Annotated in this window: 23 protein-coding genes and 1 pseudogene; 15 read left to right on the forward strand and 9 right to left on the reverse strand. The window is 45.0% G+C overall.

Annotated elements, in window-relative coordinates; translation table 11 throughout:
- Nucleotides 1-270 precede the first annotated feature (270 nt).
- A complete protein-coding gene (locus ITG12_RS22395; RefSeq protein WP_045399130.1) occupies nt 271-990 on the reverse strand; it encodes a beta-ketoacyl-ACP reductase in 720 nt (239 codons plus the stop codon).
- 438 nt (nt 991-1,428) lie between these two features.
- On the opposite strand from ITG12_RS22395, the gene ITG12_RS22400 reads away from it, so the two are divergent.
- Together ITG12_RS22400 and ITG12_RS22405 are read left to right on the forward strand one after the other, a co-directional pair.
- Nucleotides 1,429-2,913 carry a DUF1800 family protein gene (locus ITG12_RS22400; protein WP_248874062.1) on the forward strand — a complete coding sequence of 495 codons (1,485 nt, stop codon included), beginning with the start codon at nt 1,429-1,431 and terminating at the stop codon, nt 2,911-2,913.
- A 5-nt stretch (nt 2,914-2,918) separates the two neighbouring features.
- Entirely contained in the window at nt 2,919-4,265 is a 1,347-nt protein-coding gene (locus tag ITG12_RS22405) for a DUF1501 domain-containing protein (RefSeq protein ID WP_248874064.1), read from the forward strand.
- 120 nt (nt 4,266-4,385) lie between these two features.
- Here ITG12_RS22405 and ITG12_RS22410 read toward each other — a convergent pair whose 3' ends face one another.
- From ITG12_RS22410 to ITG12_RS22420, 3 genes are read right to left on the reverse strand one after another with little or no spacing between them, the layout of a single operon-like run.
- Nucleotides 4,386-5,180, reverse strand: coding sequence for a metal ABC transporter permease (locus tag ITG12_RS22410; RefSeq protein WP_248874067.1), 795 nt, complete (start codon nt 5,178-5,180; stop codon nt 4,386-4,388).
- Nucleotides 5,181-5,183: 3 nt separating this feature from the next.
- Complete coding sequence (locus ITG12_RS22415; protein WP_248874069.1) at nt 5,184-6,110, reverse strand: zinc ABC transporter substrate-binding protein; 927 nt, start codon at nt 6,108-6,110, stop codon at nt 5,184-5,186.
- Nucleotides 6,100-7,242: a hypothetical protein gene (locus tag ITG12_RS22420; protein ID WP_248874071.1), complete on the reverse strand. Its 1,143-nt coding sequence runs from the start codon at nt 7,240-7,242 to the stop codon at nt 6,100-6,102. Before ITG12_RS22420 ends, ITG12_RS22415 begins: the two co-directional genes overlap by 11 nt.
- Nucleotides 7,243-7,820: 578 nt before the next feature.
- Here ITG12_RS22420 and ITG12_RS22425 point away from each other — a divergent pair.
- On the forward strand, nt 7,821-8,474 hold the full coding sequence (locus tag ITG12_RS22425; protein ID WP_248874073.1) for a cupin domain-containing protein: 654 nt from the start codon (nt 7,821-7,823) through the stop codon (nt 8,472-8,474).
- A 76-nt stretch (nt 8,475-8,550) separates the two neighbouring features.
- On the opposite strand, the gene ITG12_RS22430 is transcribed toward ITG12_RS22425, so the two are convergent.
- Nucleotides 8,551-8,790 (reverse strand): YdcH family protein, encoded by a 240-nt coding sequence (locus ITG12_RS22430; RefSeq protein ID WP_038865100.1) that lies wholly within the window; start codon nt 8,788-8,790, stop codon nt 8,551-8,553.
- A gap of 231 nt (nt 8,791-9,021) precedes the next feature.
- On the opposite strand from ITG12_RS22430, the gene ITG12_RS22435 reads away from it, so the two are divergent.
- Together ITG12_RS22435 and ITG12_RS22440 are read left to right on the forward strand one after the other, a co-directional pair.
- Complete coding sequence (locus tag ITG12_RS22435; RefSeq protein ID WP_248874075.1) at nt 9,022-9,825, forward strand: SDR family NAD(P)-dependent oxidoreductase; 804 nt, start codon at nt 9,022-9,024, stop codon at nt 9,823-9,825.
- A gap of 311 nt (nt 9,826-10,136) precedes the next feature.
- Nucleotides 10,137-11,009 (forward strand): radical SAM protein, encoded by an 873-nt coding sequence (locus tag ITG12_RS22440; RefSeq protein WP_038882409.1) that lies wholly within the window; start codon nt 10,137-10,139, stop codon nt 11,007-11,009.
- A gap of 63 nt (nt 11,010-11,072) precedes the next feature.
- Here ITG12_RS22440 and ITG12_RS22445 read toward each other — a convergent pair whose 3' ends face one another.
- On the reverse strand, nt 11,073-11,987 hold the full coding sequence (locus ITG12_RS22445; RefSeq protein WP_042602152.1) for a LysR family transcriptional regulator: 915 nt from the start codon (nt 11,985-11,987) through the stop codon (nt 11,073-11,075).
- A gap of 105 nt (nt 11,988-12,092) precedes the next feature.
- Nucleotides 12,093-12,962 carry a helix-turn-helix domain-containing protein gene (locus ITG12_RS22450; RefSeq protein ID WP_038882412.1) on the reverse strand — a complete coding sequence of 290 codons (870 nt, stop codon included), beginning with the start codon at nt 12,960-12,962 and terminating at the stop codon, nt 12,093-12,095.
- Nucleotides 12,963-13,086: 124 nt separating this feature from the next.
- On the opposite strand from ITG12_RS22450, the gene ITG12_RS22455 reads away from it, so the two are divergent.
- From ITG12_RS22455 to ITG12_RS22465, 3 genes are all read left to right on the forward strand, one after another.
- A complete protein-coding gene (locus ITG12_RS22455; protein WP_102387888.1) occupies nt 13,087-14,235 on the forward strand; it encodes a PLP-dependent aminotransferase family protein in 1,149 nt (382 codons plus the stop codon).
- Nucleotides 14,236-14,416: 181 nt separating this feature from the next.
- Nucleotides 14,417-14,635 (forward strand): hypothetical protein, encoded by a 219-nt coding sequence (locus ITG12_RS22460; protein WP_039974807.1) that lies wholly within the window; start codon nt 14,417-14,419, stop codon nt 14,633-14,635.
- A gap of 33 nt (nt 14,636-14,668) precedes the next feature.
- Nucleotides 14,669-15,697, forward strand: a complete 1,029-nt coding sequence (locus ITG12_RS22465) for a hypothetical protein (RefSeq protein ID WP_038865092.1) — start codon at nt 14,669-14,671, stop codon at nt 15,695-15,697.
- A 110-nt stretch (nt 15,698-15,807) separates the two neighbouring features.
- Here ITG12_RS22465 and ITG12_RS22470 read toward each other — a convergent pair whose 3' ends face one another.
- Together ITG12_RS22470 and ITG12_RS22475 are read right to left on the reverse strand one after the other, a co-directional pair.
- Nucleotides 15,808-16,134: a DUF4156 domain-containing protein gene (locus ITG12_RS22470; RefSeq protein WP_038865090.1), complete on the reverse strand. Its 327-nt coding sequence runs from the start codon at nt 16,132-16,134 to the stop codon at nt 15,808-15,810.
- Nucleotides 16,135-16,213: 79 nt separating this feature from the next.
- Nucleotides 16,214-16,669 (reverse strand): hypothetical protein, encoded by a 456-nt coding sequence (locus ITG12_RS22475; RefSeq protein ID WP_038865089.1) that lies wholly within the window; start codon nt 16,667-16,669, stop codon nt 16,214-16,216.
- A gap of 242 nt (nt 16,670-16,911) precedes the next feature.
- Here ITG12_RS22475 and ITG12_RS22480 point away from each other — a divergent pair.
- The 7 genes and pseudogenes from ITG12_RS22480 to ITG12_RS22510 all read left to right on the forward strand — a co-directional run bounded on the left by ITG12_RS22480 (nt 16,912) and on the right by ITG12_RS22510 (nt 25,634).
- Nucleotides 16,912-17,623, forward strand: a pseudogene (locus tag ITG12_RS22480) (lipoate--protein ligase).
- Between the two features lie 804 nt (nt 17,624-18,427).
- On the forward strand, nt 18,428-18,862 hold the full coding sequence (locus ITG12_RS22485) for a DUF4402 domain-containing protein (protein ID WP_248874077.1): 435 nt from the start codon (nt 18,428-18,430) through the stop codon (nt 18,860-18,862).
- A 66-nt stretch (nt 18,863-18,928) separates the two neighbouring features.
- Nucleotides 18,929-19,363, forward strand: coding sequence for a DUF4402 domain-containing protein (locus ITG12_RS22490; RefSeq protein WP_248874079.1), 435 nt, complete (start codon nt 18,929-18,931; stop codon nt 19,361-19,363).
- Nucleotides 19,360-20,052, forward strand: coding sequence for a DUF916 domain-containing protein (locus ITG12_RS22495; protein ID WP_248874081.1), 693 nt, complete (start codon nt 19,360-19,362; stop codon nt 20,050-20,052). The genes ITG12_RS22490 and ITG12_RS22495 overlap by 4 nt, the downstream gene beginning before the upstream one ends.
- A 43-nt stretch (nt 20,053-20,095) precedes the next feature.
- Nucleotides 20,096-22,525, forward strand: a complete 2,430-nt coding sequence (locus ITG12_RS22500; protein ID WP_248874083.1) for a carboxypeptidase-like regulatory domain-containing protein — start codon at nt 20,096-20,098, stop codon at nt 22,523-22,525.
- A gap of 264 nt (nt 22,526-22,789) precedes the next feature.
- Nucleotides 22,790-24,364 (forward strand): DEAD/DEAH box helicase, encoded by a 1,575-nt coding sequence (locus tag ITG12_RS22505; protein ID WP_248874085.1) that lies wholly within the window; start codon nt 22,790-22,792, stop codon nt 24,362-24,364.
- Between the two features lie 187 nt (nt 24,365-24,551).
- On the forward strand, nt 24,552-25,634 hold the full coding sequence (locus ITG12_RS22510) for an SUMF1/EgtB/PvdO family nonheme iron enzyme (protein ID WP_248874087.1): 1,083 nt from the start codon (nt 24,552-24,554) through the stop codon (nt 25,632-25,634).
- The last annotated feature ends 2 nt before the right edge of the window (nt 25,635-25,636 follow it).

A 25,636-nucleotide genomic window follows, 5' to 3' on the forward strand; every position in this document is an offset into this window, starting at 1 on the left:
CACCATAACAGCAACATACTGTTCTAGAGGTCTTATTCTTCCTTCCACTCATAAATTGCAGAACATGTCTGTATAACCATAAGTGCTCAACTAGGCTCATAATCTGCTATTAGTATATGTAGGTCAAGAACTGACATGAGAAAGTGGTCAGGAATCTTGAGATAAACAGCTTTGGGGCAACTGTTAGCCAGTAACTCAATTGACTCCCCCCAACAAAAACGCCCTTCACATAAGTAAAGGGCGTTTGTTATTTGAGGCGAGTGTTGAAGGTTAAAGCACTAACCCGCCGTCAATCTTGAGTACTTGGCCTGTGATGTAGGCGCTCTTGTCGGAGGTTAAGAAGGAGACGCCATTGGCGATGTCTTGTACTGAGCCCATTCGACCTAATGGGGTTTTGCCCTCCATCATTTGAATCACTTTTTCTGGCAGGTTCTTGGTCATATCGGTGGCGATAAAGCCTGGTGCAACACAATTGACGCGGATCTGCGCGCCTTTTCTTGATAGCTCTTTCGCCCAGCCTTTGCTCATAGAAATAACGCCGCCTTTACTTGCGCCGTAGTTGCTCTGGCCGATATTGCCATCCGTACCCACAATAGAAGAGATGCTGACAATGCTGCCTGTGCCCTGCTCTAGCATCACTGGCGCGACGCGTTGAGTAAGCAAGAACACCGCTTTTAGGTTTACGTCGATAACGCTGTCCCAATCTTGCTCTAGCATGTCTGGCAACAAGGCATCTCGCGTGATACCGGCATTGTTAACCAGCGCATCGATTCTTCCATGCTGCTTTACGATACTGTCTACCACTTCGCTAACAGCTGCTGCATCGCACAAGTTGACTTGATAATTGCTTAGCTGCGCCGACTGGCTCCATTCCACAGGCGATATGTCTAGCCCGACAACATGGAATCCATCTTCCAGTAATTGCTCACAAATCGCTTGGCCAATACCACGAGCCGCACCAGTAACAACTGCTACTTTTTCCGCTTTCATCTTGGTCTTCCTTAAATGTTGAGATTACAAATTCGCTTTTTCCCTAGCGTTTTTTGTTTTTATGCCTAGCCGCGTTACAGCTGCGCTTCTCATACGCAGGGTCTTTCATATTTACTTCAAACTATAGGAACAGTCTGGGAGCCGGATGTGAACTAATCAAGACAACTTGATGATGGTTTGCAAAATAACGGGTTTCCGTCACCGTTCTGTCGATATGGCGGTGTAACAAGTGCGCTGTTTGTTGAATAACTCGCCTTTCATTTAGAGCTCATCAAACTAATTCTTAGATTATGCAGCAAAGTCACAATATACCTGTGGGTATTACATTCTTGTTATCAAAATTCTCGATTACGATTTAAAGATACGGCGTGCTTTTAAATATGGACGTAGCAAAGGACGCATTACCTGAGAAAGATAACAAAACCTACGGGAGATAAAATGAATCAGGCTTACATAGATGCAGCAAGAACGCTGCAACAGTGCACGTTCGGGCCATCCCAACGTGACATTAATGATCTTGTTCAATCGGGAAGCATTGAAAACTGGGTCGCTCAACAAACACTTATTACACCGTCTTCTTGGCTAAAGCATTTTGAGCAAGATGAGCTCAACGTACCGGACTTAGGGCAAGGCTTGTATTACGCCAGCAGCTGGACACGCATGACAGTCGAAGGCGATGATATCTTGCGTCAGCGTATTGCTTATACCCTGTCTCAACTGTTCGTAGTCAGTGTGAAAGATCCGGCATTTAAAGCGGCTTCTAAGCGTCGCTACATGTGTAATTACTTCGACGGATTGCTCGATAATGCCTTCGGAAACTTCCGCGATGTGATTCGCTTTGTGTCGAAATCGCCAATCATGGGTGAGTACCTGACTTTTGTGAATAACGTTTCTAACGAGCTCACCGCCCCAGATGAAAACTACGCACGTGAACTGTTGCAACTGTTCACGCTTGGCCCAGTTAAACTGCGTAACAACGGTGAAGTGCGTTTGGATGCCGAAGGTAACGAAGTGCCATCTTATACGCAAGAGGACATCGAAGAACTGGCGCGTGTCTTTACCGGTTGGAAGTTCATCGATATTCGCGGTGACGATAAGTACAGCCAGCCAATGGAACCGCGTGGCGAGCACGATATAGGTGAGAAGCCCATTCTTGGTAAAACCTTCCCTGGCGGTGTCGGTGCAGAAGAAGAGCTGGAAGCGGTGATCGAACATTTGATGAACCAAAATACGCTCTACACCTTTGTGACTAAGTTCTTCATCAACAAGCTTGTAACCAGCAATCCAAGAGCAGGTTATATTCGCCGTGTGCGCCGTGCGTTCAAACGTTCTGATGGAGACATGCAAGCCTTAATAATCGCGATTCTAACGGATAAAGACGCGCTTCGCTCTGGCAGCACGGTGGGTAAATTGCGTGACCCGCTTTCTGTATTTACCCATGCGATGCGCGCGCTACAAGTGAAGCGACGTGACGGCGTATTGATGTGGCCAAAACAGTTCAATTGGTACAACCGAACGCTGCCGCTGTCGGCGCCTTCTGTGTTTTATTATTACCAACCTGATGATGCGCCAAACCACCCTGATTTTAATGGTCTGGTGGCACCAGAATTCAATGTGTACCAATGGCATGACATCTACCAATATGGGATTCAGTTCCGTGAGCTTGTCGCTCGTTTCGAGGAAGAGGCCAAAGATTGGTACATGGATGAAGTGCTGTTCACCCGATACCTTGCTTTTGATGACGAAGGCGTAGTGGATTACCTAAACGAGCATTTGTTTGCTTATCAAATGAGTGAGCAAGCTCGTCAATGCTATCTCGATTACCTCGCCCAGTGCCCAAGTCGCCAATCTAAATGGCGGAAAGAGATTAAGAATCTCGTTATGAACGCACTGCTTTCACCAGAATTCATCACACAGGGGTAATCATCATGAACTTAACACGACGTCGTTTTTTACAAGCAGGTTCCGCTGGTATTGGGGTTTCTGCACTTAACCTTGCAGCTTTTCCTGCCTTTGCAGACTCTTTCAATCAGTGCAAAAACGGTTATCGCGCCGTAGTGGGTATCGACCTTGCGGGCGGTAACGATGGCTACAATATGCTGATCCCAACTGCCGCACCGGCGAACAGCCAATATCGAGCACTGCGTGGCAACTTGGCTTTGGATGAGACGAGCTGTATTCATTTAGACGCGCTCAATGATAACGCCAAGCTAGCATTAAACCCTGCCATGGCTGCGCTCAAGACCTATTGGGATAATGCTAACCTTGTACCCGTTGTGAACCTAGGTCCACTGACACAGCGCGTAAACAATGTGATTTATGGTGAGAGTACTCGCCCTGCTCATTTGTTCAGCCACTCTCATCAATCCACTATGGTTCAGTCTCATGCGACCAAGTCTCTGTCGAAAGAGGGCTTTGGTGCTAAGACTTCCACCGAGCTCGGCACTATGCTGCGCAGTCTAAATGAGCTGTCACCAATGTTTGATATTGGCGGCACGCAAGTGTGGACCAACTGTATCGAGGCGCAATCTAACTCGGTCGGCTCTCAACCACCGAGCGATATTTTTAATGACCAACGTTCGCGAGATCTGTTTGATCAACTGCAAAATACAGGCAGTTACGGCAACGTTTTTCAGTCTCACTATGCTGGTGTTGCGGTGGACTCGACCAGAATGTATCAGGAGTTCAGTGCCATTTTGAACGCCGAGATTACTGAGGTATTCCCAGAAACACGCATCGGTAATCAGCTAAAAGCGGTCTTTAAACTGCTGCTGCATAAAGATCAGTTCCAACATCCTGCGCAGTACTTTAGTTGTAAGTTAGGCGGGTTCGATACTCACTCTGCTCAAATTAGCCGCCAAACGGGTTTGCTGCAAGAGTTGGCAGAAGCGATGGCCGCGTTCCAATTAGCTTTGGAAAACAATGGCTTGTTTGATCAGGTAACGACGTTCACTCATTCAGAATTTGGCCGTACTTTGATTCCAAACGGTACGGATGGTACGGACCACGGTTGGGCAAGCCACGCATTGGTGATGGGCGGCGGTGTAGCCGGAAAAGCGATCGTGGGTGAATATCCAGACTTATCTGAGACAAGCCCTTACTTGCTCTCGCGTGGGCGTGTGATTCCAACCATCTCTTCCGATCAGCTTCATGCGAGCTTAATGGCGTGGTTAGGACTGTCTGAAACGGGAATTAATCAATTATTCCCTGCGCTGGATAACACTTTGACAGATTCAATCCAACCTCAGACTCTCCCTCTGTTCAAATCTTGCTAATATAGTAGGAGATAAGTAACTAAGTAATCAGTTAATAACTAGCAAGGTTACTAATAAGAAAAAGCAGTGCTAAACAAAAGGCTCCGTTCACGCGGAGCCTTTTTATCATTTGGAGAATGGTCACGCCGTCTCTTCATTAATGGAGGGCAATTTATGCAGCCAAGGCTGAACCAAGAGATTAAACAGCATACCCGCGATAAATAGAGTAATCACAATGCTCGCTCCACTTGGTAAGTCGTACCGAGCTGACGCCGCAATGCCCGACAATATCCCCACGATGCCAATGCTGATGCTCGCAACGAAGAATCTTGTACCTTTCAGTGCTGCCGCACACAAGGCCGGAATCACCAACAAGGCAAATTCTAAATAGATGCCCGTTAACTTGACCGTAATCGGCATTAATATCGCGAAGATGAGATAGAAGCCACTGCCCTGCATGAATTCTGGCTTGAGCCACACCAATAACAACATCGCTGCGGTGATTAATGCCAAAGGCCAAACATCATCCCATGTTGACCAAAGTAACTGCCCGTTGAGAATCCCTTGGATAAAATCGGCACCGTGCGGGTCTTTGCTCACCAGTAATATCGCTAGAGAGGCGGATACCACAAACAAGCTGCCAATCATTGGCTCTAAATGCTGTTGGTAGCGCTTTTCCATTATGGCAATCAAACCACACAGCAATAACGACATCACCCAAGGGCCGACCATCTCGCCGAAGAAAGAACCCGAGAAGAGCGCGTATTGGTTCAGCCAATAATGACTGAGTGCAGCCCCCAATGCGGCAACTTGTGCCACCGCCAAATCAATGAAGATGATTTGGCGTTTTAGCACTTGTTGACCAAGCACCACGTTACCGACTAACGCGATCAGGCCACACAGCACCGCGGGCAATAACCATGCGTACTCTGTCATGGTTTAGCTCTTCACCGGATCGGGCTGCACCAGCACACCTAGCAATTCGTCGATGACTTGGTCGTACATTTCATCCAAGCTTTCGCCATCAGAAACCGTTAAAGGCAGCTGAATCAGTGGCTTATTGGTTTGTTTCTGTAGCCAATTTGCTGGACGCTGGTCTTGATGCGACGAGTAGACAATCGCTTCAAAAGAATCCGAGTCCAACTTAGTCAAAGACTGCAGATGTGATGTGGTTGGTGAGATGCCCGGTTTAGGCTCTAAGTCAGCAATTTGCTCCATGCCTAACCAATCGTACAAGTAGCGATAGGTTGCGTGATACCCCACAACTTGCTTGCCTTTCAATGGTGCAGCTTTCTCATTCCACTCATTGAGCTTTTTACGCCAATGGGCACGGAACTTCATGCCGTTAAATTGATAGGTTTGCGCGTTGTCTGGGTCAAGCACTTGTAACCGTTTTGTCACCGCATGTGACAAGGGAATAATGTCATTAGCCGCAAACTGCACATGGGGGTTTCCGTACGCATGAATGTCCCCCATGCTGCGGTCGACATGATCATGAGTGTCTAACATGCGCACGAAATCGGTCGCGTAGATCATGCTTTGTGAACCGTTTTGTACCGCACCATTGCTACTGCGAACTTGCAGCATAGGTAACCACCCTACTTCTAACTCCGCGCCAGAACACATGGCCATGTCGGCTTGGCGCATCTTTGCAATCAAAGAAGGGCGAGCTTGTACGTAATGAGGATCTTGCTTGGCGGTGGTCGCAGAATAGATGGTCGCGTCTGGGGCGTGACTTTCGAGAAGAGCTTTCCATTCTGGCTCACAAACAAAGATGTTAAGAGCCAAAGCAGGTGAAGAGATGATGGTAGCCCCCGCCGCCATCATCGCTAAACTGCATTTATTTAATGTCAGCTTAGAACGCATGTGCACCGTGCGCTCCAAATGTCATCACGTATTGCAGAGTGAATACGTTGTCTGTCTCGCTGTCTTGGTTATCAATGCGAGTGTATTGCGCACGGATAGTACCGAAGTGAGAAGAATCCCATGCGATCATCGCATCCATTTCTTTATCATTCAGTGCTGTGAAGTGCATGTGGTCGCCGTGCGCATGGCCATCGTAGCTTTCAGCTTCACCGTAACGAAGTCCCGCTGACCAACTTGGGTTGAAACGGTAAACACCCGATACGTAGTATGCGCTTAGGTTGTCTGGTGATTCAGCATCGTTCTTGTATTTGCTGTCCACCACACCGTCTAGCAGCATGTATTCCGCAGATAGCGTGAAGTTGCTGTACTTGTAGTTACCATCTGGCGCCCACTTCCATACAAAGTCTGCACCGTATAAGTTTTCACCCGTTACCGCAGCTGCGTGGCTGTGGTCATGATCGTGCTCGTCTACATGGCCGTGATCATGATCTTCGAACTCTGTTACCTTACCGTTTTCGTTACGTAGGTAGCTCAGGCCAAACTGCCAGCTTGAAGACTCTGAGAAATCGCTGCCAAGCTTAAGTGTTGTGGTGTAAACGCCAACTTCAGAACCATCTTCAACAGAAGACATCTTGCTGCCGCTTAATGCTTCTACACCTAACTTCACATATAGGTCAGTTGGAAGAACAATGTTTGCACGCACACCGTCATCGTAGTAATGCGAGCCAAGGAAAGTACGGTAAGCAATTGGACGCTCAACAAAGCTGTCTGTGTGCATGTGTTGGTTGTTCAGGTAACCAAAGTCAGATAGGAAGCGACCTGCACGTACATTTAAGCCGTATGGTAGTGCTAGTGTCTCAATAAACGCCTCTTCAAGCATCAGCTCGGTTTCATCACCGTGGCTTTCTAGAACCGCCGTTAGTGCACCGTGGAATTTATCATCAATGTTTGCAGACATGTTCAGCTCAGTATGACCCAGGCCAAAACCTTCTTCACGCTCTGAGTTATGACGCTGGCCATCTTGATAGTAACCGTCTAGTACCACGCCAATCTGAGGGTTCGAAAGCGTATCGGCAAAAACTGGGGAAACAAACAAACTACCAACCGCTAAAGAGACCAATTTTTTATTCACAACGTTTTTCCTTATTTTGTTATGTTATAACACCATCAAATATTTCGCGGATGTTATAACATAACAAGAATTAAAAAAGCGAAGCATGTAACAATTTGTAAAATCATTTTGTGTGAACATTATCAATAATAATCATAAGGTTAATGATTATTGACCATCACACATCCAGTTTGCTCATCACATCTCTCCGCCTTACCTCATGTTTGTTCAGCGAGCTAAAACGATAAAAATCAGAGCCGCCAAACAGACAAGACACGTGTAGTTTGAAACTGTGTATACCCAAGTAACCTCAAAGTGCTAGGTTCAGCGAGAATGACTTGGTTTGAAGGCGAGGCAACAATTTGAAGATCTAGTGGCTCTAAATAAAAAATTGTTAACGAAGCATACAAGCCAAGGCAACTCGCCCTTTGGGAGCGTGTCACTGACGCAATTTCATCGTCAAACAACTTGGAAAGAGCTTGCTATTACGCTGCGTTGTTTTCCTTGAACTTGAATCAGTGACAACGCTCTGAATCCTGCATCTTGAAGTCACTTGGGTATATATTTATTCCAAATATGACTGACACCGGTAACAAGCAATGTTAAACATGGATTTTTCACAACGGTTGGTGATTAACACCGCACAACAAGATTGGATTGCCAGCCCAGCATTAGGCGTTTGGCGAAAGCCACTAGAACGAGAAGCCAAAGAATCAGGGCACACCACCAGCGTGGTGCGTTATGAGCCAAATTCACAGTTTTCGACCCACCCTCACCCATATGGAGAAGAGATACTGGTGCTCGAAGGGGTGTTTTCTGACGAACATGGCGATTACCCAGCGGGAACTTACCTACGAAACCCTCCGGGAAGCCAACATGCCCCATTCAGCAAAGATGGTTGCGTGATCTTAGTGAAACTTAATCAATTTGATCCTAACGATCTAGAAACGGTACGCATCAATACCAACCAAACCGAGTGGTTACCGGGTATTGGTGGATTGGAGGTGATGCCATTGCACAACTTCGAACACGAGCACGTTGCATTGGTCAAATGGCCTAAAGGTGAAAAGTTTCAACCTCATCGCCATTTTGGAGGGGAAGAGATCTTTGTTCTGTCTGGTGAGTTTAATGATGAATTAGGTCACTACCCCCAGCATACGTGGTTACGCAACCCACACATGAGCGAGCATTTTCCTTTTGTTGATCAAGAGACGATCATCTGGGTAAAGACAGGGCACTTACCTGTCAAGTAGCGTGTAGAACCAGTATAAAAACGGCATAAAAAACGGCTCGAAATTCGAGCCGCCATCCATGGAGTCACAGTCTTAATTATGCGCTCATAATTTTTGTGTAAAGCCAGTCTTTTAGCTCCGCACGATTATGTTTAAGTGTGTTCATTTCATGGTCGTCGAGTGGGTTTCCTCGCAATTCTAGTTCGCGGATTTCTTTATCGAGAGAGTTGTAGCTTTTAGCGTTTTCAGCAAACGAGGCGTCACTTGCTGTCAGCTGATTGATGGTATCCAAATGTTCTGGGAATTCATGAGTTAATGAGTGATTTTCGCCTAACATAAAGACCTCTTGGGCTGAGTGTATTTTAGTTAATCAAGCTGCTCAAATCTTAAGCAACGCTTGAAATAACCATAGCATTTCGTGGGCGGTTAATTCGTCGTATCGCCCACAAAAAGATAACAAATTGATTTTCAATTTTGCGTATAAAGTGTTTCCCTCTTTACCTCGATAGTTTAATCACTCTGTTCACTTTATGATTGTTGCATAACGACTTCATGAGGAATCTCAATTATGCAAAAAATCATCCTGATTACTGGCGCTACAGACGGCATTGGTTTAGAAACAGCAAAGATGTTAGTGGCAGATGGTCACCACGTGATTGTTCATGGCCGCAACGAGGCTAAACTACAAAACGTAGAGCAAGGCTTAATTGAGATGAATGCTGGCAAAGTGGAAAGCATCGTTGCTGATCTGTCTTCAGTCAAAGCCGTTAAACAGATGGTTGCAGAAGTGGCAGAGCGCTTTGGCAAACTGGATGTGATCATCAATAACGCAGGCGTATTCGCGACACCTAACTCAAGAACTCAAGAAGGTCTTGATGTGCGCTTTGCCGTTAACACCATTGCACCATACATGCTGACAAAAGAGTTGCTCCCACTACTTGGCAACACAGGTCGTGTCGTAAACCTATCTTCTGCGGCACAAGCACCAGTGAGCATCAAAGCCTTGATGGGCGAAAAACCACTGTCAGACGGTGAAGCTTATGCTCAAAGTAAATTGGCACTGACAATGTGGTCACGCGTTATGGGATTGCAGTTGAAAAATGTCGGCCCGATGGTGGTTTCCGTCAATCCAAAATCATTCCTTGGCAGCAAAATGGTGAAAGACGCTTACGGTATCACGGGTAATGACATCAGTTTGGGCGCAGACATTCTAATTCGTGCCGCACTATCGGATGAATTTGCTCAAGCGCACGGTTCGTACTTCGACAACGATATCGAAGCTTTTGCCGCTCCTCATCGTGATGCGTTGAATGACATCAAATCACAACAAGTAGTAGACGCGATTGAAGCAATGATTGCTAAACTCGCTTAATTCAACACAGTTGTTTCCTGTTAAACACCTAGCTTCGGCTGGGTGTTGTCATCTTTACGTACTGGTTTCTGTTTACTGATTTCTGGCGTTTCTGTTTCTCACGTTTTGATCTCGCGCTTATAAAACTGCCATCATTGTTCATTTTCAATAAAATCTAAAAACTCATTTGATATAAAGGCCAATTATCAACAAAGCCTTCTCTTGTTAATCTTCAGCCATCGGGAAAAACGCCAGACTCAAACGCGTTCGTTCCCATTATCTTTCGCGAGTGATGACATCGAATCATCCCGCTTTTAACTGGAGATCCAACTATGAACTATGAGGGCAAAGTTTACCGACCATGGCCGGAATACCGCAGCATCTTAATCCAAACCACATTGGGTTGTAGCATCAACACCTGCACGTTTTGCAGCATGTTTGATGACAAACGCTTTAAGGTACGCCCTATTGAAGACGTGTTTAAAGACATTGAAGAAGCGCGTCTTATCTACCCACATGTAGAGTCGATCTTTTTGATTGATGGTAACGTTATGGCGGCACGTACGGATTACTTGCTTAAGATCTTCGACAAACTGCGTTCAACCTTTCCTGAATGCAAAAAGATTTCTCTTTATAGTGGATTGAACGATTTCCGCCGTAAAACCATTGCTGAATTGAAAGAGCTGAAAGATGCGGGTTTAGATATGGCCTATTCTGGCCTTGAGTCTGGCGATCGCGTTGTTCTTGAGCGCATTAAAAAACGCATGTCACCAGAGCAAGCGATCGAAGGCATGGCAATGGCAAAAGAAGCTGGCATTGAAGTGTTGCTGTCTTTCATCTTTGGCCTAGGTGGACGCGAACGTTCAAAAGAACACATTATTGCGACAACAGACATCTTGAACCAAATCAATCCTGAGCAAATTGCGCCTATGGCACTTGCGATTCAACCAGGAACGGTGATGGAACAAGAAGTGAAGAATGGTGAGTTCATTATGCCAACTCAACTTCAAGTGCTTGAGGAAGAGAAATACCTACTCGAAAACTTGAACATTGATACCTTCTACTGGGGCGACCATGGTAACAACATCGTTCCACAGAAAGGTTGGTTGTTGGATTCACGCGAGGATTTTCTGAGAAACATCAATCACGCGATAGCATCTAACCCAATGGCAAAAGACAACGTCATCCAGACTTTCTCTTGGTAGTCGTTCTCTTTCTCGCTAAATGAACACAATAAAAAACGCTTTCCGATTGGAAAGCGTTTTTGTTTATTTCTGATGGGTAGCCAGTTCGGTTTCCCAGTAAGGTGGCTGCCCGTAATGCTCGGCAAAGTAATCAATAAAGGCACGAACCTTAGGTGCGATCAAACGTGAGCTAGGGTAAACCGCCCAAATGCTGGCGTTCATCACCAATGGGTAGTCTTCCAAAATTTCAACCAACTCACCGGCTTGAAGCTGTTTGTAGACACTCCAAATCGAGTTGATCGACACACCAAGTCCATCGATACAAGCATCACGCATCGCATCGCCGTTATCGGTTCTAAAGCTGCCCGAAGCGCGCATCGCATAATGACCATCTGGGGTTTCAAACACCCAATTGTCTAGCCCCATTAGCGTCACGCATTCGTGCTCAGCAAGTTCTTGCGGTGTTTTCGGCGTACCGTGCTTTTCTAAATACTCTGGTGAAGCAACAATGATACGGCGATCCGGTGCTAGTTTACGTGCCACCAGCGTTGAGTCTTTCAATTCTGCAAGACGAATCGCGACATCGAACCCGCCTTCAACCATATCAATAATGGAATCAGAAAAACGAAAATCCACCGTAAGCTCGGGATAAGCCGCCATAAAGCCTTTGAGCGCCGGCACAAGATGCAAACGCCCAAACGACGCTGGCGCTGTAACTCGAAGCGTGCCAGTTGGTGCGCTATGACCTACTCCGACCGCACCTCGCGCCGCTTCTACCGTTGCAAGCACTTCTTCTGCGTGTGGCAAAAATGCCTGACCTTCTTCCGTTAATGAGACCTTACGTGTGGTTCGGTGCACAAGGCGAACGCCTAGCCCTTCTTCCAACTTATTGATGTGGGCGCTGGCAACGGCTGGCGATAATCCAAGCTCTTGTCCTGCCATGCTGATGTTGTGCGTTGATGCCAAACGAACGAAAAGCTTGAGATGTTCTATATTCATTTCATTTTCAACTTATTCTATAAAGTCCGACATCAATGCCGGGCATTTTCATCTGACACAATAGTAAAGCATTGAACGTGAAGCAAAGCTTTTTAAAAGAAATTGTTAGAAGAAACTGATAGGCAAGTAGAAATCTAATTCAAACGCTTCTTCATGATTTAAAAAGTGGTTTTGATGATAATGCACATACGCAGGAGTCGAGCGTTGCTTGAACCCCGAGTTTGGTAACCATTTCTCCAACACCATGCTGATTTGAGGCAGCAGCTCACCATATACACCAGTCAACCTGAACACCGCATGTAAGCCACCCGGAATGGTCATCTGGTTCACCACTCCGCGATACTTAAGCGGTTTATCAATGGCCATGCACGCCACGTAACGACATTTGTCCAACTCAACCCAAGCCGGGTTGGAATGATGCAAACCATATTGCGTAGAGAAGTCTCGGTTCTCTGAATTAGCCCAAGCTTTAAGCACCAGCCAAGCATTGCGAATCGAACGGTTATAACCCTCGTGACGAACATAAGCCGCAAACCGCTGTGGCACTTCGACAACTTTAGGATCTGGTAAAGCACGCTTGGCGACGCGATGATAACCCGCAGCGACTTCTGGATCTTTGAGATACGGCTTTTCCGCGACATGCAAATCATGCTTGCGCCAAGCACCGGGCGACATATCAAACGTGGATTTAAAGGCACGGCTGAATGACGATACCGAACTGAAACCGCACTTATTGGCAATCTCTAATACCGACGATTTGGTATCGAACATCAACTGGTTTGCAGCGTATTCCATTCGTGTTCGTCGAATGTATTGATGAATCGATTCGCCAACCACCTCTTTAAAAATCCGATGGAAGTGCTGCTCAGAATACGCCGCTACGTCAGCCAGCTCTTTAGCGGATAACTCTCTGCTAATGTCTTGGTGAATGTAGAACAGTACGTCATTGATTCTGGAAACTTGTTGTTGGCTCATATTCTGTCTTTTGGCTTAAATAGCATAAATGGACATGTTTAACAGCATAAATGGACACACTAAAGTAAGCAATTCCCATGTACTATTTCTCGCATAACAATGAGAAATACGAGAAACACAACACATGGAAATCGCACAGTCACTACAACAAGTAAAGTCATCGTACATTCGAGAGATCCTCGCTGCCGCTAGCGATAAAAACGTCATCTCGCTTGCTGGCGGTTTGCCAGACGAGAAGACCTTCCCAATCGATTTAATGAAACCAACACTGGAAAATCTCGCAAACATGCCTGAGGTTTTCCAATACGGTTCGACGGCCGGTTACACACCTCTGCTTAATTTCTTGACGGATTACTTCCAGTTGCCAGACACGCACAGCGCAATGGTAACGACTGGCTCTCAGCAAGGTTTGGATTTGATTGCGCGTGCTTATGTGAACCCGGGTGACAAAGTCGTAATGGAAGCCCCAAGCTACCTTGGTGCGATGCAGGTGTTTGGTTTGGTTCAAGCGAACATCGTGACTGTTTCTCAAACAGAGTTCGGTCCAAACCTTGAAGAGCTAGAACAGTGCTTCGCTGAGCAAAAGCCGAAGATGTTCTATGCGGTGCCAGATTTCCATAACCCAACAGGCGTATGCTGGGCACTAGAAACACGTCAAAAAGTTGCAGAGCTTTGTATTCAATACAATGTGGCATTTATCGAAGATGCACCATACCGCGAGCTGCGTTTCTCTGGTGAAGCTTTGCCTTTGGTTTCTGATTTCTGTCCACAAAATTCTATCGTACTGCGCTCATTCTCTAAGATTGCATCGCCAGGTCTTCGTATCGGCGTGGTTACGGGTAAAACTAGCTACCTAGAACCGCTGATTAAAATCAAACAAGGTGCCGATCTGCACTCAAGCGTACCGATGCAAGCCCTACTGCACGGCTTGCTTCAACATGACAACTTTGCCACCCACATCACCACCATCTGTGAATTGTACAAGTCTCGCTACGATGTGATGTATGCAGAGCTAGAAAAACAGCTTCCAGCAAGTTGCGTCCTTAAGCCTGTTGATGGTGGTATGTTCGTATGGGTAGAGATCCCAGAATGCGATACGTTTGAACTGGCCAAATCATTGTTGGCTAACGGCGTTGCCGTTGTACCAAGTCCTGTATTCTACCCAGAGGGCTCAGCAGTCAAAGCAGCGCTGCGCTTAAACTTTACAAACGCTACACCAGAAGAATTGACAGTTGCCGTGACCCGTTTGGCGGACGTATTAAACGCACTGTAGTCAAAATTACGCCTTGATGTCCAAACACCTGCCTTTGAGATGCGAATTAAGTCTCAAAGGCAGCGTTTCAAAAAGTTCCCAAAAAAATTTATTTTTTTCTCTCAAAATCAACTCTCTACGTTAAGTGTCTGTTTTCTCTTGATCCTCGCACCATCGCAAAAAATAGATCTCGATCACGGATTTGAAGCTTGGAAAAGTTACGTCTATCTTTCAGAAAAAAGACATCGACCTTGTAGCATCATCGACGAATTCAAACACTTTTGATCGTGACGGCTTATCGCGATTTAGAGTTGGGCAGAAAAAGCCAACTAAACAGTCTTGTGAAGATGAACGTGGCGAGGACGCAACTACAACCATTCTGAATGTCGCTATCCCAACTAAGTTGGGCAACAAACGTTAGCTGAGCGCATCATATTCCAGAGGGGTTATCAGGATGAACAATCGACCATCGAAAGGACTCGTCATCACTGGCTTGTCCGCCATGCTATCACTCGTTGCTGCAACATCTGCAAATGCAAGCAACTCACCGAACTGTAGCGACGTTCTCGCCGGTAATAAGACCGCTGCATCGCAAAAAATGACGGTGTTACTTGGGGAAGATATTACTCAAGCTAACCTTGTAACTACCGTCGTTCCAGAGAAAAACAATCCATTCGTGACCGAAGCATTAGTCTCTGTGGCTAACGACGTATCACCAAACGGCCCATTACCTAAGCAGTCGCTGGCAGAAATCAAACAAGTGCGTGCCAACATAGAGAAGGCCGGCGTTGAAGTAAGCAAGTTACAAGGTACATATGAAGTCGCATTCGTGAGCTTAATTGATGGTCACTGTCAGTTCTCGACCAATAACATGACCACTCACGCGAAGATCGACTTCGATCACTTAGAGGGCTTGTCTGCTTACTCTATCCCTGCCCTACTGGCGATGGTAGATAAGTCTTACGCGATGGCAGAAACACGTATTGCAGAGGAAGAAGCGCGTATCGCTGAAGTTGAACGCGAGAAACAAAGACAGAAAGAGCTGGCAACCGCTGCGGCAGCCGCTCGTTACCAAGATGCGAATGTCTTAGTCAAAGTCGAAAAATTTGACGGCTCGAATGTCACTTTCTCTGTGACCAACTTAGCAACACAAGGCGATTTACAGCCAAGCTTTAACACCTTCAGAGCGTACCAAACCGATAAAGGCGAGTTGATTTACAAATCCGAATCACTGTTGAGTTTGGTGGATGGTGAAGGTAATGGCCTAGCAACCATTGGTATTGCTGAACTTGGTCCAGAGGGAAACAGCGACCTGACGATTTCTCCTGGAGAAACTCGGAAATTCATTACCAGTGTAGAATCTGAAGTTGCGCCTCAAACTCAGCTAAGCTTGGAATTTCCTGCCAAAGTGCTCAATACCGATGACGCATTCAGTGTATCGTTTACCGATTCCGTTGCTATGGCGACCGCAAGCTTGAACTAAAATTCAAGAACGGCCTGTCCTGTCGTTCCTTGCAGCCCCTTTGAAATTGAGGGGCATAAAGCAAAAAAGCAGACTGTCGACAGTCTGCTTTTTATTCGTTTGTTCCAAGCTTAGTTTTGGCATTGATACGCGTTAGCGAACATAGTGACCGAGCTTGAGAAACCCAGAGGTTGATACAAGTAAAGCGTGTCTGCACCCAATTCCACTGCTTTTATGCGCATTTGGTTTAATGTGCCCCAAACCATGTCTTTGTCTGCATGGAGCCAGTAATCGTAGAAGTGACCTTCTGAGCCCATTACTGTACCAAGGTGTTGGCAGTTTTCGATTGCATTTACATCATCCCAAATCACTTTTACTTGCTCTGATTCTTGTGTTGGGAACGTCACACAACCAGTTAATAACGTTGCTAATGCTGCACCAGTCATTAACTTTTTCATAATTTCATCGCCTTAGAATTAAATAGACTGCGGATTCTATTTATCGTTTAAGCAATGAACAACAAAAATTTTTTATGCTTTACACAAGCATTGATTTTCTTGATGCCTTTAATGCGCGAGCATCACGAATATTCAGCGTCATCAAGGTAAGATTGATGAAGCCAGCAAGCAACTCAATCCCCTGAATAATGTAGAACATGGTATCAAACTGACCCATTCCCGCTAAGTACTTTAAGTAAATTGCAGCAGGAACCAAAATCAGCAGACCATTCAAGGCGACAAAAGGCATGCGTTTTTTCTTCGCAGCTAAAGGCCCTTTTTTCACATTCGGTGCCATCTTAGCACCAGTAATTCCAGTGATGGCCATTAATGGTACGACTGCCCAAATCGCATAAGAAATATAGGTTTTTACTGCCAAAATGGTTTGGTGGTTACCAAACAACTCCACCAGTACGGTGCTAGTGAAAAAGCTCATGATCAATAGATAGGCACTGATAGAAGCAAGTCGATGAACTAAAGCGAGTTTCTTTTTCATAGCAGTATTCTCTTTTTTGATTTGATGTGAGTAGCGGTACAAAACAAAGATTACACAACAATAATTGCATACGCAACATTTGCATTAAAGGCAAATTATAAACCTGACTCGATATTTGCACATGAAGTTTTTAACTTAATGTTTTTAATGAACATTTACTTTCAAACAAAAACAGAGTTGTGATTGGATTTTGTGAAGGAATTGGAGTAAAACTGAAGGGTAGATGAAAAGAGGGACTGAATTTGGCTTCCAAAAATAAACTGATCCGCTATCAATGCACTGAAGTCGCAGATGTTTTCAGTAAAGAAGATGAGCTGATCAAACTCGTGCAGACGGATCAACTCTCTCAAGTCCTACTGTTATGGCAAGTGAAGAGCCCAACACTGGTTCTTCCGGCAGGAAAAAAGTGGCTAATTTCGGATGAGCTTAAACAAGGCCTTGAAGACACAAGCTGGAAGCTATTCTCAAGAAAAACGGGGGGTGCACCAGTCCCGCAAGTCCCAGGAATCATTAATCTCTCACATATTTATCATTGGCCAGAAGGTCAGCCATACGACATCAAAAAAGCGTATCTCGACTTATGTTCTGTCCTAGAGGTTTTCTTTGAACAACTCGGTGTGAAGGTTGATGTGCACGCAACACCAAACTCATATTGTGATGGGGACTACAACCTAAACATCAATGGACAAAAAGTGGTCGGAACCGCACAACGAGTCTTACTGAAGAAGGGAGGCGGGCAAGTGGTGCTCTCTCAGGCCTGCATTCTTATTGATGCGGACGTAGAAAAGATCGTTGAACCGGTAAAACTGTGCAATCAATTGTGTGGCCATGCCGATCATATTCGCGGTGATGTTCACACCCCCCCTATTTAACCATATTGAACAAAGACCGAGTGTGGATGCCTTGTTTCAGCTCATCACTCAAACTTTTTTAGATCGCGCCAAGCAAGACTAGACTCTCATAATAAGCTCTCATCTCTTTTGAGAGCTAATCACAGAGCGTGGGAAAGTCTCTCCGACACTGCATCTCAAATAGTGCTTTTGCTTATGTCGACCATAAGGGTTGAGCCTTATTTACCACCAGCACTATATTATATACCCAAGTGACTTCAAGATGCAGGATTCAGAGCGCTGTCATTGATTCGAGATCAAGGAAAACAACGCAGCGTAATAGCCAGCTCTTTCCAAGTTGTTTGACACAGAAGTCGGGTCAATGACACGCTCCCGAAGGGCGAGTTGTCTTGGTTTGTATACTTTGTTGCCGATTCTTGATTTAGGTCCACTAGACCTTTAAATCGCCGCCGCGTCTACAAACCAAGCCACTCTCGCTGAACCTAGCATCTTGAGGTTACTTGGGTATAAGTATTTAATGTTATAACAGAGATTAAATTTAATTATGTCTCAATCACTACACCTTAATTATTAAAGCCTACATTAACATCCTCTTCATTAAAGCTTGATAATACTTATATTGAATAATATTCACCTTATTTTTATGCAACTAATAACTACACATTATTTATATGGTTAATTTATTTAAATTTTTTAGCCACAATATAATACCAGCTTAATTAGTAACCGCTAATAGCTTATGTGACCGTTGTTCAACTTATTTATATATAAACTATCTAATTATAGAAATATTTTTACAAGCTATGCTTTCTGTGTATTTTATTTAACTGACAAATATACCAACCCCTAGTTATTTGTCTCATATATAAGAATATTTTACTCAAACCAAAACACAACAGGTAAAGAAATGAATACATTTGTAAAAGTTACTGCGCTATCTGCTATCACCTTTTCATCAATGAATGCTTTTGCCGTTAGCGATACTTTCGACGCAACGTTAGAAGTAAAACAAGCGATCACTATGACCAGAACGTCTAATCTTGATTTCGGTATTATCACATCAGACCGTACAACAGATGTTGTCATTGCCCAAGGTGATGCGGGCGCTGCAACATTCACTATCGACGGCGGCGCTGGCGAAGTGGTTGATGTTGTTATCTCTGGTACTAACCTTGTAAATGGCGCAAACAACGTTGCAGCAACCTTTGACTTCTCTCCTGCGTTGACACTAACAGGTGGAACTGCTGAGCTTAAAATTGGTGGCACAGCACAAGTATCAACAGCAACGCTTGTCGCTGGTACATACTCTGCTAGCGTTCCAGTTGATGTTACTTACCAGTAATCAATAGTATTGTTTATTGAAATGGTGGCAATATTTTAATGCCGCCATTATCAAAATAAGAATATCATGCCATTAAAAGTCGCTTTTTATTTAGGGTTATTTTTATTAACTCATCAAAGTTGCTTGGCATTGACGATCGTCCCAGAAAATATGGATATCACTTTCCCAGGAATATATTTATCTGGACGAGGTCAAAATGCAGTTTCCAACCCAACCCACAGTCAACTTTACGTTGTCCGTTTTTATGTAGACGGTGACCCGGGGCGAAAAATTACCGTCACCGTACCTAAAAACCAATACCTTAATCATGACAAATCATCTCGAAAAATTAAGGTTCGTCGAATTTTTTATGGGTGTGGTTTATCTAAACGCGGGCGCGCAAAAATAAACAGCAACGGAAGAAGCAAATTGTTGTGTATCGGCGCAAAAATTCGGATAGGCGCAAAATTTCCAGCAGGCAGCTACTCTGGCACCATTCCTTTTGAGGTTAATTATCGATGAAGCACCTAGTTCTATTACTCACGACAATATTTGTCTCATTCCCCAGCTATGCGCAATTGCTGATTGCTCCCACCCGTTTGGTGCTGAATGCGGATCAATCAGTGACAGAGAAGATCATCGTAGAAAACAACTCAGACAAACCCATTAGGCTTGAAATTAAGCCAGTTTATCGCTCTATCACTTCGAGAGGTGTCACCCGCACCGACAAAGACATCGCGCAAACGGAAGATATTGCAAAGTGGATCAAAGTATCTCCGCCGAGCATTCGAGAGTTAAAGCCAAACCAAAGACGTACGATTCGCTTGAGGTTTAGCGCTTTACCAGCAGATAAAGACAACGGCGAATATAGAGCTTACTTGTGGTTCTCTCCTATCACTTTGGTTCAAAGCCAAACCGCAGACGCTCAAAGCTCTGGGCCCTCTTTTGCTCTCGACTTCCGAGTAAACAGCTACATCCCAGTTTACGCACAACGCGGCGAGGTTCAACAAGACGTATCCATCCAATGTAAACAAGGTGAATTACGCATCCAAAACAAAGGCAAATATCAATTTAATGCGATGCTCAACACCGATAATCATCAAGAGAGGCTGGTATTGCTTCGACAATCTGAGCTCGTGAAACGACTTCCGGCCAAGAGTAAGATTCTTATCACACAAGACGAACAATCACTACACGAATGCACCCTGTAACCAGCCTTACATCAATTCACGTACTAAGCCCAATCTAACGAGAATGAGACTACGTTACATTGGGCTGTGTTTGTCGATGATCTTCGCCCTATCTTTTCCGTTATTCGCCAACGAGCCATCGCAGTTAGCCTTGTATCCTGCTCACATCGAGGTTCGTTTGGGTAATGTGGGGGACAGTTTTTATCGTGTTATGATGGATGACGAGGAACAGCCCTACCTGCCTATCGAGAGCAGTATTGCTTACTTATTGGAAATGCACGGAAACTGCGTTCATAAGCGTTGTGAAATACACCTACCGCAAGACGTGGCACGAGAAACCCCCGCTTTCATTATCGACCTAAGCCGTCACGTATGTTACCGATCAAATTCAACGCTACAGCCTATCCAGATCCTTTTTTATGAAGAGGAATGGCTTATCCATTGGCGTAGCCTTAATGACTGCTTACCCGTTAAAGCTCGTTGGTATATCGAAGACTACCAACTCATCATCGACAAGGGCTATAAATCCCCCTCTGAATTAGAGGAGGAAATTCAAAAACTCAAACGTGATTCTCGAGATAGAGCCAAACGACTCGAACAGTTGACGCGACAACCCTCAGTCAGACCGCTATCAACGTTGGGCTTTTCCACTCGCCTTTCCGCAACCACGTCATATGAGAGCGATAACAAGGAGGGAGGACACCTGCTCTCCGATTCTCTATTGAGTACAGAAAATTGGATTGGCCAAATGTCTGTAGATTCACGAGAAGATCATCCAGTGGCATACTACAACATCACAATCGCTCAACCAGACAACCACAACCGAGTTGAACTTGGACATGTGTTATTGGATGGTGGTCTCTACTCGAATCCTGTGATTCTAGAAAATGGCTTTCACTACTCCAACCACAAAACGGTGCCAAAATTTGGCAACCTTCAATTGGAAAGGACAACCCAGCCAAACATCAACATCGATCTTTTAGTCAACGGGGTTTATCAAAGCTCATACCGCTCTGATGATTTTGGTCGCTTTGTGATAGAAGAAAGTAACATTGCACCGGGCGATACTCTCACTTTCCGTTATTACTTGGCCAAAGGTGTTTGGCAGCAAGAGGAAGTAATTATCGCAGGTTTGGATGGTGGCTTCCTTCCAAAAGGGCAATGGGGGATAGATCTCATCGCCGACTTTGAAAAGGCAAAAGTTGGCGCAGGTATTTTGGAATATGGCATTGATGATTACCTCACTTTTGGCAGCACCGCGTTAATTGCAGACCACGACACGCTCTTGGCTTTCCAAACACGCTATCTCCCACGCCACTGGCTTGCAATGCATGTGGGCTGGATTCCTGAATTACAACGTTTTCCTATTGAGTTGGATATGCAGTTTGGTCGCACACAATCGTTAAGCTTAGAGCTCAACAAGACGGTGAATTTCACGCGGGATTTCGAGTTGTATGACGCTTTAAAATACAGCTTTTCAGGCCCTTACTATAACGCCTACCTTGATTTAAGACGTGAAGATGATAAGTACCAAATCTCACCTCAACTCAGTGCAAAAATTGCACGTAACCTTTTTCTCCGCGTTGAATCCAATTACACACGCGACCAGATAGAAAATATCGACGACTTTTTACATACTATTGAGCTCGCCAAGAATGGCTTTTCTGATACCTCATGGCGTGTAAAAGGAGCATGGGATAAATCCGGTTCTCTTGAACAAACTGAAGCTTCGTTGCGAAATATTTGTACCGATTGCTGGATTAACTATGGGCAGTATTTTGAAGAAGTGATGTCGAACCTGTCTGCCAGTTATACCAATAACGATGTTGAATTATCCGCAACGTTAGAAGCACGCGTAAACTCAAACTTCAAAATAAAACTGTTCGGCAACCACGAACATTATGGTATTGAGCTTACTACGGAGGCCGGGATTCGCAGCCATTTCGACGACAACATTGCCGAAATATTAGATTGGAGCAAATACAGTTATGCCAAGCTCGTCGGCACCGTCGTCGATCAACAAGGCAATGTGATCCCAAATGTCAATTTGCGTGTGCTTGACCAATTCGCGATGAGTGATGAAAACGGCGAGTTTGTTTTCCATCAAGTTCCTGCCCACGATAGCCTTTCTATCCATGTTGATGAGAGCGCCCTCGACCTCAACTTAACAACGCAACACAATCCCATTCTAGTCAATACTCGCCAAGCGGGGGTTACACAAATATCCGTGGTCTTGATCGCCTCTTTTGGTATTGATGGAGCAATCGAAGGCCCACTTGAAGACCACAGCTATCTCCATTTCAAACACATTGCCAACGATATGGAATTCTCAAGTAAAATAGAGAAGGATGGCTTTTATATGGTCGAAGGACTCACGTCCGGACTCTATCTTATTACTCTAGAAAACGGACAACAAAAAAGAATGATGCAAGCCCACCTAGACAATGAATTTTGGATAAGTGAGCTGAACTACCAAGTCTCTGACTTTCACTGAGACATTGAAAAACAACCAAAGCTTATGATTCAAAAGAAAAATATAGTAACAGCCCCAATAAAGTCCCACCTCCACCTATTTTAAAAACACAAAGAGGTCATCCCCAGCCGCTGTCACCGATTCGGAAGTGAGATCTGGATCAAGTATTCATCGGTAACAGAAATAGTTGAAGCCGACGCCTAAAAGCCTCAGAATGGCGCACTTTTCGCGTCGCACATAAATTCGACGCCTTGTTATCTAACTCAACAATTGAGAATCATACATATGGGTTTTACCTCGTTAGGTCTATCTGCTCCAATCCTTAAAGCTATTCAGGAAAAAGGCTACGACACCCCTTCGCCAATTCAGGCTCAAGCAATTCCTGCAATTCTGGAAGGGAAAGACGTCATGGCAGCAGCGCAGACTGGTACGGGTAAAACAGCGGGCTTTACGCTGCCAATCCTAGAACGCTTGTCAAACGGCCCTCGCGTTCGTAGTAATCATGTTCGTGCACTTATTCTTACACCCACGCGTGAACTTGCAGCTCAAGTACAAGAAAACGTGTTCATGTACAGCCGTCACCTATCGCTAAACAGTGCTGTTGTGTTCGGTGGTGTTAAGATCAACCCACAAATGCAGCGTCTACGTAAAGGTGCTGACGTATTGGTTGCAACCCCAGGCCGCTTGATGGATCTTTACAGCCAAAACGCGGTGAAGTTCGACCAACTAGAAGTACTCGTATTGGACGAAGCGGACCGCATGCTGGATATGGGCTTTATCCGCGACATTCGTAAGATTCTTGATTTGCTGCCTAAGCAACGTCAAAACCTACTGTTCTCTGCGACATTCTCTAATGAGATTCGTGACCTTGCGAAAGGCCTTGTGAACAACCCGATTGAGATTTCAGTGAACCCTGCAAACTCGACAGCACGCACTGTAGAGCAAAGCATTTACCCATCAGACGTGAAGAAGAAAGCGCCGATGCTGGTAAAACTGATCAAAGATGGTGATTGGAAACAAGTACTGGTCTTCACTCGCACTAAACACGGTGCAAACCGCCTGGCGAAATTCTTAGTGGACGAAAAGCTACCAGCGGCAGCGATCCACGGTAACAAGAGCCAAGGTGCTCGTACTAAAGCGTTGGCTGATTTTAAATCTGGCGAGATTCGTGTGCTGGTAGCAACAGACATCGCTGCACGCGGTATCGATATTCCTCAGCTTCCTCAAGTGGTTAACTTCGAGCTACCAAAAGTGGCAGAAGATTACGTTCACCGTATCGGTCGTACAGGCCGTGCTGGAGAAGTTGGTAAAGCGATTTCTCTAGTGTGCGCACTTGAAGCATCAGAACTTTTTGCCATCGAACGTTTGATTCAACAACAGCTTCCACGTAAAGAGCTAGCGGGCTTTGCACCAACCAATGTGGTTCCAGAATCTAAATTGGATACTCGCCCAATCAAGCCTAAGAAACCGAAAAAGCCTAAGAAGCCAAAAGCAGAAGGTGAAAACAGTCAAACCGCTGAGAAGAAAAACAGCGGCGGTAACAACAAACCAAAGCGTCGCTTCAACAGCGACAACAAAAACGGCAAAGGTGAAGCAGGTAAAGGCGGCGCTGGTAAACCAAAAGGCAATCGTGACGGTCAAGCTCGTTCAAACGGCAAGCCAAGCGGTAACAAGCCGAATAGCAACCAGTCTGGAGCGAACAAACCGGGCGCAAATAAAAACGGTAACGGTGGCAAACCATCAGGTAACCGCAAGCCTAACAGCGGCAAGCCAGCTGGCGCAAAGCCTTCAAACGGTAAACCGTCAGGCAATAAGCCATCAGGACAACGTCGTAAGCCACGTCCGCAAACTGCTAAGTAATTAGATAACGAGTTAAAACGACAAAGCCGCTGATAATACCAGCGGCTTTGTTTTATCCAGCGCGTTTGGAATCTACTCGCCCAAAAGCAGGAACGCAGTCGTTATAACTAGTTATACAGTCGCTTTGAAACTGTTCTCTCCTTTTATTTTTGCGTAAAATATGCCCATAAAGTAAAAGGAATACCAAATGAAAAACAGATGGTTAGGTATGGCTTGTGCGCTTCCTTTATTAGTTGCGTGCAATAGCGAGAGTTCTGCAATTGCGCTGTCTAGCGAGACCGTTTCACAAAAGCAAATCGATACGATAACGTCGAATATCAATGAGCTTTACCCAGAAGCAACTCCGGAGCAGAAGCAGAAAGCGGCAGAAGTGGTGGTACGAGCGATCGAGAACATGGTGTTCGTCGAAGGTGGCAGCTTTGATATGGGAGATTTCAAGATGGATTGTGATTTCCCAACGAAAACTGAAAACCGTTTAGATTGGTCTCCAGATGCGCAGTGTTTAAGTCATTTTGCGAGTAGTATGTTTGGTGCTCAGTACTTGCACAAAGTGACACTCGACTCCTATTTGATCTCAAAATATGAAACAAGCTTTATGGATATGGAGTGGATGCGCCAGATTAGTAACTTACCCGTCGCGTTAACCAACTTCGTTAGTGTTATTCCTTTAAAATCTAAACCTATGAAGCGCACTGATGAAAAATATAAAAAAGCTATTGAATACAACTTAAAACACAACGAGCCTGCATATACAAAATCTTGGCAAGAGGCAAAGGATTACTGTCAGTGGTTAGGCAAAGTTTCCACTTTAGAATTTGATATTCCGACTGAAGCGCAGTGGGAGTATGCAGCAAGGAGTCGCGGACAGCATTACTATTATGCAACCAATGATGGTTATCGTTCTCTAACTGAAGGACAATATTTTGATCCAGATATGGGTAAATATATAGATATACTCCCTTCAGAAGTAAATAGTAGTACGAGTAGTGAAGAATATATTGGTCAATGGCCAGCTAATCCACTAGGCATTTATGGAATGAGTAATGGTATTTCTGAGTGGGTTAATGATTGGTACGAAAAAGACTACTATCTACGCTCCGCGGAAAGGAATCCCGTAGGACCAAGTACAGGAACGCAAAAAGTCCTACGTGATAATAGGAGTAACAAGATGACCTTTGGTCGCTACGGAGAGAATACTCTTCTTGAAGCTTACTCCCCAACCCACAGCTTCCGTTGTACGATTCACGATTCAAAACCGATTTCCAAATAATA

The sequence above is a fragment of the Vibrio sp. ED002 genome (assembly GCF_023277445.1).
GTDB lineage: Bacteria > Pseudomonadota > Gammaproteobacteria > Enterobacterales > Vibrionaceae > Vibrio > Vibrio jasicida.